Origin of the sequence: Ruminiclostridium sufflavum DSM 19573, from assembly GCF_003208175.1 — a bacterium.
Taxonomy (GTDB): domain Bacteria; phylum Bacillota; class Clostridia; order Acetivibrionales; family DSM-1351; genus Ruminiclostridium; species Ruminiclostridium sufflavum.
On sequence record NZ_QKMR01000033.1, the window covers coordinates 21,029 to 28,274 of the forward strand.

7 protein-coding genes are annotated in these 7,246 nt (G+C 42.7%); all 7 read left to right on the plus strand.

The features are described from left to right. The first annotated feature begins 29 nt into the window (after window positions 1-29). A complete protein-coding gene (locus LY28_RS19620) occupies window positions 30-896 on the plus strand; it encodes a helix-turn-helix domain-containing protein (RefSeq protein ID WP_242981418.1) in 867 nt (288 codons plus the stop codon). 1,154 nt (window positions 897-2,050) lie between these two features. Continuing rightward, on the plus strand, window positions 2,051-2,860 hold the full coding sequence (locus LY28_RS18190) for a class I SAM-dependent methyltransferase (RefSeq protein ID WP_110463594.1): 810 nt from the start codon (window positions 2,051-2,053) through the stop codon (window positions 2,858-2,860). A gap of 50 nt (window positions 2,861-2,910) precedes the next feature. After that, window positions 2,911-4,074, plus strand: a complete 1,164-nt coding sequence (locus tag LY28_RS18195; protein WP_165835627.1) for an ABC transporter substrate-binding protein — start codon at window positions 2,911-2,913, stop codon at window positions 4,072-4,074. Further along, window positions 4,071-5,147 (plus strand): FecCD family ABC transporter permease, encoded by a 1,077-nt coding sequence (locus LY28_RS18200; RefSeq protein ID WP_110463596.1) that lies wholly within the window; start codon window positions 4,071-4,073, stop codon window positions 5,145-5,147. Before LY28_RS18195 ends, LY28_RS18200 begins: the two co-directional genes overlap by 4 nt. Then, the gene (locus tag LY28_RS18205; protein ID WP_110463597.1) at window positions 5,144-5,899 is read left to right on the plus strand and encodes an ABC transporter ATP-binding protein; all 756 of its coding nucleotides are present in this window, start codon (window positions 5,144-5,146) and stop codon (window positions 5,897-5,899) included. Before LY28_RS18200 ends, LY28_RS18205 begins: the two co-directional genes overlap by 4 nt. Window positions 5,900-5,915: 16 nt before the next feature. Further along, complete coding sequence (locus LY28_RS18210; RefSeq protein WP_110463598.1) at window positions 5,916-6,449, plus strand: FmdE family protein; 534 nt, start codon at window positions 5,916-5,918, stop codon at window positions 6,447-6,449. 233 nt (window positions 6,450-6,682) lie between these two features. Then, window positions 6,683-7,246, plus strand: a 564-nt coding sequence (locus tag LY28_RS18215) for a transposase (RefSeq protein WP_479692096.1), incomplete at its 3' end; no start/stop codon positions are given.

Sequence of the window (7,246 nt, forward strand, 5' to 3'; positions counted from 1 at the left end):
ATAAAAACAAACAACGGAGGAAAAAAGCTATGTACATGAATATAGCATTTGATAAAGTATGCCACAAAGGAAGTATATTATCACAAAGCGCGAGGTTCGTGTATCTGTGCCTGTGCAAGCATGCGGACAACACAAATCAGAGCTGCTTCCCGTCACTAAACAGAATAGCCCAGATAGTGGGCAAATCAATATCAACAATAAAACGTGCAGTCAGAGAGCTGTGCGGGTGCGGAGCAATCAAAAGAACACCAAGGTACAGGAAGGACGGAGGACAAACCTCAAACCTGTATGAAATAGTGGAATATGACTTCGTTATCCCGGCAGAGCTTCCTGATAACAAAGAAAAGGAAGCACCGGATAATAAAGCCGGTACGGAAATACAAAACTCATATATAACGAAAAGCACCTTAGCAGAAAATATTTCATTCTCAGTATCAGACACAAAAGCCCAGACAAAATGCACTGAAGAAGAGAAGGCTTCAGCTTCGATTAGCAATGCAGCAGAACAGGCGGAAAAAATACAAGGTATAAGCCAAGAAAATGAGGAAAGCAAGCCATTACATATTAAATCAGAAAATAACAGCTTAAATCCTACAAATGGTATGAATGAAAACATGGAGGAAGCTGAGCAAATATATATAGAGGAAAATAAAATTCAGGAAGACAGGACAGATCAAGCAAGGATAAAAGCAGCTATGTTCCCGGAAAATAAGGACAATCAAATCAGCAATATAAAGCCGGATAATGAGCCTATGAAACAAAAGTGTAAATTTATCAAAGATATAAGCATCAAAAGGACTTTTGCAAGGTTAATCAAAACTCCTGTTTTTCATATAATAGCTGCCTGTAAAACCCGTTTTTCAACTAAAAGTGAACCGGGGGGAGGCCATCGGTGACCCTCCATGAACTTATCCAATTAACTAGGGATACTGAAAAAAGAAAATTGTATATTTATGCAATTTTAAATAATAAATAATATTATATTTTTTGAAAAAATCAATTGCACAATTTCAAAATGTCCTTGACATGGGGTACACTTTACTTGCTTGTCCAGTTTGGGTGGACGACCTTTCAGCGTACAACTGGCTGCACAGGCTAGCCCGCGCTGTCCCACTACCTTCCGCCCCTTCTGTCAGATAGATGCGCTCCCAAGAGGCAACTCGTGTATCTGATGGCACTCCAAGTTGTCGCGCTGCCTCGCAGTAGATTAACCGCTCCTTGCGCATCATCTCCACTACCATGACCTTGGAAGTATGCTTGTAAAGGGTAGTAATGATACTGCCACTAAAACAAGCATGGCGGCGGCTCATTTGCAGGAGTTTGGCGGCATTGCGGAAAGTGGGTGATAGATATGTAATTGAATGGGCAGGCATTTTGCTGCCCATAGAAATCCTTCGGTGTAGCTCAGAGAATATTATGCAGGGACGTTCAAAAATTCAGCAGGAGCGGGAACACGAATTACAAGCAAGGAAGGTAATCCTTTGAATTGCAGGACAACAGCATTGCCTATCCACAAACTTCCAGATTATAGAACATATGGTCAGCGAATATCCTTTCAACCTTAAAAGAATGGTGATTACGCTGTTGAAACGCTCAGTGGGCGTCTCGGAAAAGCATAAAATGTAAATGTTGCTACCCTGCTTGAATTGCGAGGTCATGATATTACTTCTGACTGCGGGAGCACGGGGTGTTATTGTTAACAAAGCAAATAAAAAACTTTTGACTCTAATATATTATTGATATATTAGATATTGATTTTATTTGCCACATCTGTTAAACTGAAACAGGTTTCCATATGAAGTGGAAATGCTAAGCAAATCAGAAGATTTGGTTACCGCATAATAGGGTTTATCATATATCATCAATATTGAATTGCAGCCAAGAAGGATGCGTTGTTTGTTGGAAAAACAGACAGTGCAGCCTTCTTTTTTGTTTTGAAATATCCCCGCCCCGGCTTGTGAGGGGATACTTAATTTGCTAGTATTGAAAAATATAAGGCTACACAAGTATTATGGATCGTATGCTATTAAGTAAAAAAGGAGGTCTTTTAGTGACCGTACAAGAAATAAAAGAACGTTGGATACCCGGCATGAAAAACGCACAATCAGCAGTGGAATGGTGGAACAGCAAAGCCTCTGCTTTTGCATCCAGAGAGCTTCCAACCGCTGACAATAGTTTAGCTATGCGCTTAATCCTTAATAATCAAATGATTAGGCAGGAACAAACCGTGTTGGATGTTGGCTGCGGAAGCGGACGTTTCTCTTTTGCTCTTGAACAATTAGGAGCCCGTATTACGGGAACAGATTTTTCTCCCCGGATGATTGAGGAATGCGAAAAGGCAAAGCTTTCACGCACATCGTCTGTAGATTTTTGTGTTAACGACTGGCATAATGCAAATTTACATGAGCTTGGATGGGACAAGCACTTTGATCTGGTTTTGGCGAACATGACACCCGCTATAGTTTCCGCCGATACATTCCTAAAATTGTCAGAGGCCAGCCGCAATTGGTGCCTGATGGTAAGGCCTACCAGACGCAGCAACGTGGTATTGGATAAGCTTACCACAATGCTTGATATTGCACCGGACACGAATGCCTTAGATGAAACCCTGATTTATGCGTTCGAGCTGTTATGGCTCAGTGGCATGAAGCCTAAAATTGAATATGAAGAGCAAATTTGGGAAAATACATGGCAAGTTGATGAGGCCATTCAGGAATACACCTTGAGGCTTTCAGCATCGCACACTCTGTCCTCTTCGCACAAGGATAAAATCGCAGATCTTATACATAAAGTCAGTGCCGGTAATGTTGTAAAAGAGACAACACATACCATTATTGCCGCCGTTTATTGGCAAGTTTGATGCAACAGACCAATTAACAAAATTACATAGATAAAATGGGAGGAAGAAAAATGAAAAAAATATTATCAATTCTGTTGGCGCTTGTTATGCTCGTATCATTTTGCGCCTGCGGGCAATCGGTCACAGAACCGCAAAAAACAACGGAGCAAGTAACCTCCACGCCAGAAGTAACCAGCAACACGCCGGAGAATACTGAACCAATCGTAATTACTGATGCTCTCGGCAGGAGGGTAGAACTTCCTGCTGTCGCAAATAAAATAATTGCACTTTCAAACGTACCGCGCATGGTCGTTTATCTCGGCTTAGCCGATCGAGTGGTGGGCTACAGCGGTTCCGACCCGGCAAGCATCACACCGCTGACGGCGTATTCATATGCGGTAAGGGATTTGTGGGCAGACGTCCCCATTGTAGGTACAGATGCAGGCGGCAACACGGACTACTATCCAGAGGAAATAATTGCGGCCAAGCCAGATGTAATCATATGCTCCTACACCGAAGATGTCGTAAAGAATCTTGAGACTCAGACAGGCATACCGGTGGTGTCTGTGGCTATGGGAAATCTTTTTGAAGAAGACTATAATCAATCACTCCTTACCATCGCTCAAATATGTGGCGTTGAGGATAGAGCTGAAGAAATCATAGCATACATCGACGCCTGTTTAGCCGACCTCGACAAAAGAACAGCCAGCATTGCCGATTCCGATAAGCCTGCCGCGCTCTCCGCCGCCGCAACCTTCAAAGGCGCACATGGTATTGAGGGAGTACGCATTAAGGATCAAGTGTTCACCGCCGTCAACGCTGTGAATGTGGCGGTGCAGGATACTCCGGGTGACAACTCTACCGCCGTTGAAGTGGATAAAGAACAAATACTTGCATGGAATGCCGACTATATCTTCTGTGACTACGGCGGAGTACAGCTTGTTAAGCAGGATGCCAAGGCGAGTCCCGACTTTTATGCCCAGCTTAAAGCTTATAACGATGGGCATATTTATCAGTATCCAAGTTCGACAAGCTACTACTCAAATCTTGAAATACCTTTGGCTAACTGTTATTTTGTCGGGTCTATTCTGTATCCTGAGCAGTTTGCGGATGTTGACCTGAACACCAAGGCCAATGAAATATTTAAATTTTTCCTCGGCGTTGATGATTTTATGTCCGTTCTCAATGAATACGGCGCCAGTTACGGCCCGATAGATTTCGGTAACAATGAATGAAAACACTGTGTAAGGAACGTCTGTCAGTATATGATGCTCAAATAGAGAAAAAAAGATTAACATTCATTGTTGTTTTTATTATCATGCTGGCTGTGGCACTATATGCTACAGCCAGCGGCTCGATTACACTTAGTATCAGCGAAATCATGAGGACAATATTTGGAAACGGTGAAGCTGCCTCAAATACTGTTGTATTTGGCATCCGGCTGCCACGAGTCGCCACAGCTATACTTGTCGGAGCACTTCTTGCGGTATCAGGAGCTGTAATGCAATGTGTTCTGCATAATCCGCTGGCATCTGCTTCAACCCTCGGCGTATCACAGGGCGCGTCATTTGGCGCAGCCATCGGGATCATAATATTTGGCGGAGGAGTTGTAAACGGCGGCTCCTCCAACGTAGCCATAGAAGTGAACAATCCGTATATTGTCACGCTAAGCGCATTTGTATTTGGCTCTTTGTCAACAGCGGTTATTTTGCTGTTGTCGCAGCTGAAGAAAAATCTTGGCCCCGGCGGACTTGTTCTTGCCGGTGTTGCCTTGAGTTCTCTTTTCACCGGCGGTAGTACTCTCCTTCAATATTTTGCGGACGAGACAAAGCTTACCGCCGTAGTATTCTGGACTTTTGGAAATCTCGGCGGCACCAACTGGGCAGAGATTCTGGTGCTTGCGGTGATATTCCTCGCCGCGATGACCTATTTTATGCTAAATCGCTGGAACTATAATGCGATGCGTTGTGGGGCAGATACTGCCAAAAGCCTCGGGGTTAATGCCAGAGCCGTGATGCTGGTGAGCATGGTAATATGCTCTTTCGCAGCCGCGGTGGCTGTTGCTTTTGTCGGGATAATCAGCTTTGTAGGGCTTGTCGCGCCGCATATGATGAGAAAATTTGTCGGTGACGACTACAGATTTATCATCCCCTGTTCGGCTGTAGCCGGTGCGCTGGTGCTACTCGCAGCAGATACCTTTGGGCGTCTCATCATTTCCCCTGTTATACTCCCCGTCGGTGCAATAACTGCATTCCTTGGTGCGCCCGCCTTCTTAACACTTTTGTTGAGAGGAGGGGACAGAGATTGATAAAAGTTAAAGATATATGCTTCTCATATGACAGTGTCAACCGTGTAATCCTCAACAATGTAGGATTTGATCTTGATGCTGGTGAGTGTCTTGCCATACTTGGCAATAATGGGGTCGGTAAAAGCACCCTGCTCAAATGCATTGATCGCATACATAGAATTCATTCAGGCAGCGTGATAATAAACGGGAAAGATATGCATACCCTGTCGAGACGGGAGATGGCGCAGAGTATTGCATATGTCCCACAAAACACAGCAAGCTCCCATATCATGGTCTTCGATGCGGTGTTGCTTGGCAGAAAGCCATATATCAGGTGGGATGTTGGAGAGGAGGATAAGCAAATAGTATCTCAAATCATTGAGAGATTCGGGCTGCTGGGATATAAGGCGCGCTATCTTGACGAACTATCAGGGGGAGAGCTTCAGAAGGTAGTGCTTGCCCGTGCGATGGCGCAGCAACCGGTGTTTTTGCTTCTTGATGAGCCAACAAGCAATCTTGACCCCAGAAACCAGCACGAGATGCTCAATAATGTAAGGACTCTCGCCAAAGAGCATGGGATGGGCGTTGCCATCGTCATACACGATCTAAATCTTGCGGTGCGTTACTGCGATAAATTCCTTTTCCTGAAAGATGGACATGCATATTCTTACGGTGGTATTGAGACGGTAACCCCGAAAGCGATTGAGGCTGTATATAACATGAAAGCAGAAATCATAGAACACCGTGATATAAAAATGATAATCCCTTATTAATTAGGAGGAAAATTTAATGGACGAAAATAAAGAACTTTGGCAAAAATGTGCAGCATTTCACGGACATGTCTGCGGTGGATTAACCATTGGCTACAAAGCAGCGATTTATGCTATTGAACTGTTGGGCATAACCTTTTCCGAGGATGAAGATGTAGTTTGCGTGTCAGAAAATGACGCTTGCGGTGTAGATGCGATACAGGTAATTCTGGGTTGCAGCATTGGCAAGGGAAATCTGCTGTTTCATATGACGGGAAAGCAGGCATTCAACTTCTATGACCGAAAAAACGAAAAATCAGTCCGTTTGATTGTTAAAAAGAAACCGGAAGGAATGACGCGCGAGCAATCATTTGATTATTTTCAGGGGCTTGAGCCATGCGAAATGTTCGATGTAAAGGATGCGAAGATATTGCTTCCCGAACCGGCACGCCTCTTTGATTCCTATGAATGCGAGTGCTGTGGTGAGACCGCGGGGGCGAACTGGATACGCATACAAAGCGGGAAAAGGCTCTGTGTTGACTGTTCAACAAAATATAATCGATTTGATGTATAATTCGCTTTTGCCACATAAAAACATAAAAATACACATTAAGTAATAGCCTGTTTCAATCATAAGGCAAGTTTCTCGGCAGAGAAATGAGCCATGCGAAACAATAAACCACCCGTAAAACGGGCAATGTCGTCAACTTAAGGAAATTTCAACAAATATCAAAAATCACTTGACAAGTCAGCCTAAAAATGCAGCCTCGCAATTGAATACAAATATTTGATTGCGAGGTATATATAATGAAACTTGGAATATTACTCAAATCTATTATAGAAGAATCGAAGGCACTGATTAAATCCAGAGATTTTATAAACGTCCATCGTATTGGAAACTCTTTTAGCAGATCTAGAAAGCTCTCTTTTACCGATTTGTTTTATTTTATAATAAATTCAACAAAGAAATCTTTATCAATTAATTATTCTCAATTTAAAATGGACTTTCCGGAATTAAAGCTTCAAATAGTTTCTAAACAAGCCATTTCTAAAGCGCGACAAGGTATTTCACATGAAGCATTTCATGAACTTTTTGATTTATCAGTGAACAAATACTATGAGTTAAACACTAATTTCAAAAAGTGGAATGGATTTAACATTTATTCTGTTAATGGAAGTACAGTCCAAGTTCCTAACTCAGAGGAAAATCTTAAAATTTTCGGAACAAATCCTAATCAATACAACAAAAATGGTGCGCTTGCATCGGTTTCTGTATTATATGATGTTATGAATGATATCATTGTAGATGCAGAGTTTTCTCGCTATCGCTCTAACGAAAGAGAATCTGCTAAAAACCATATCAAAAAACTT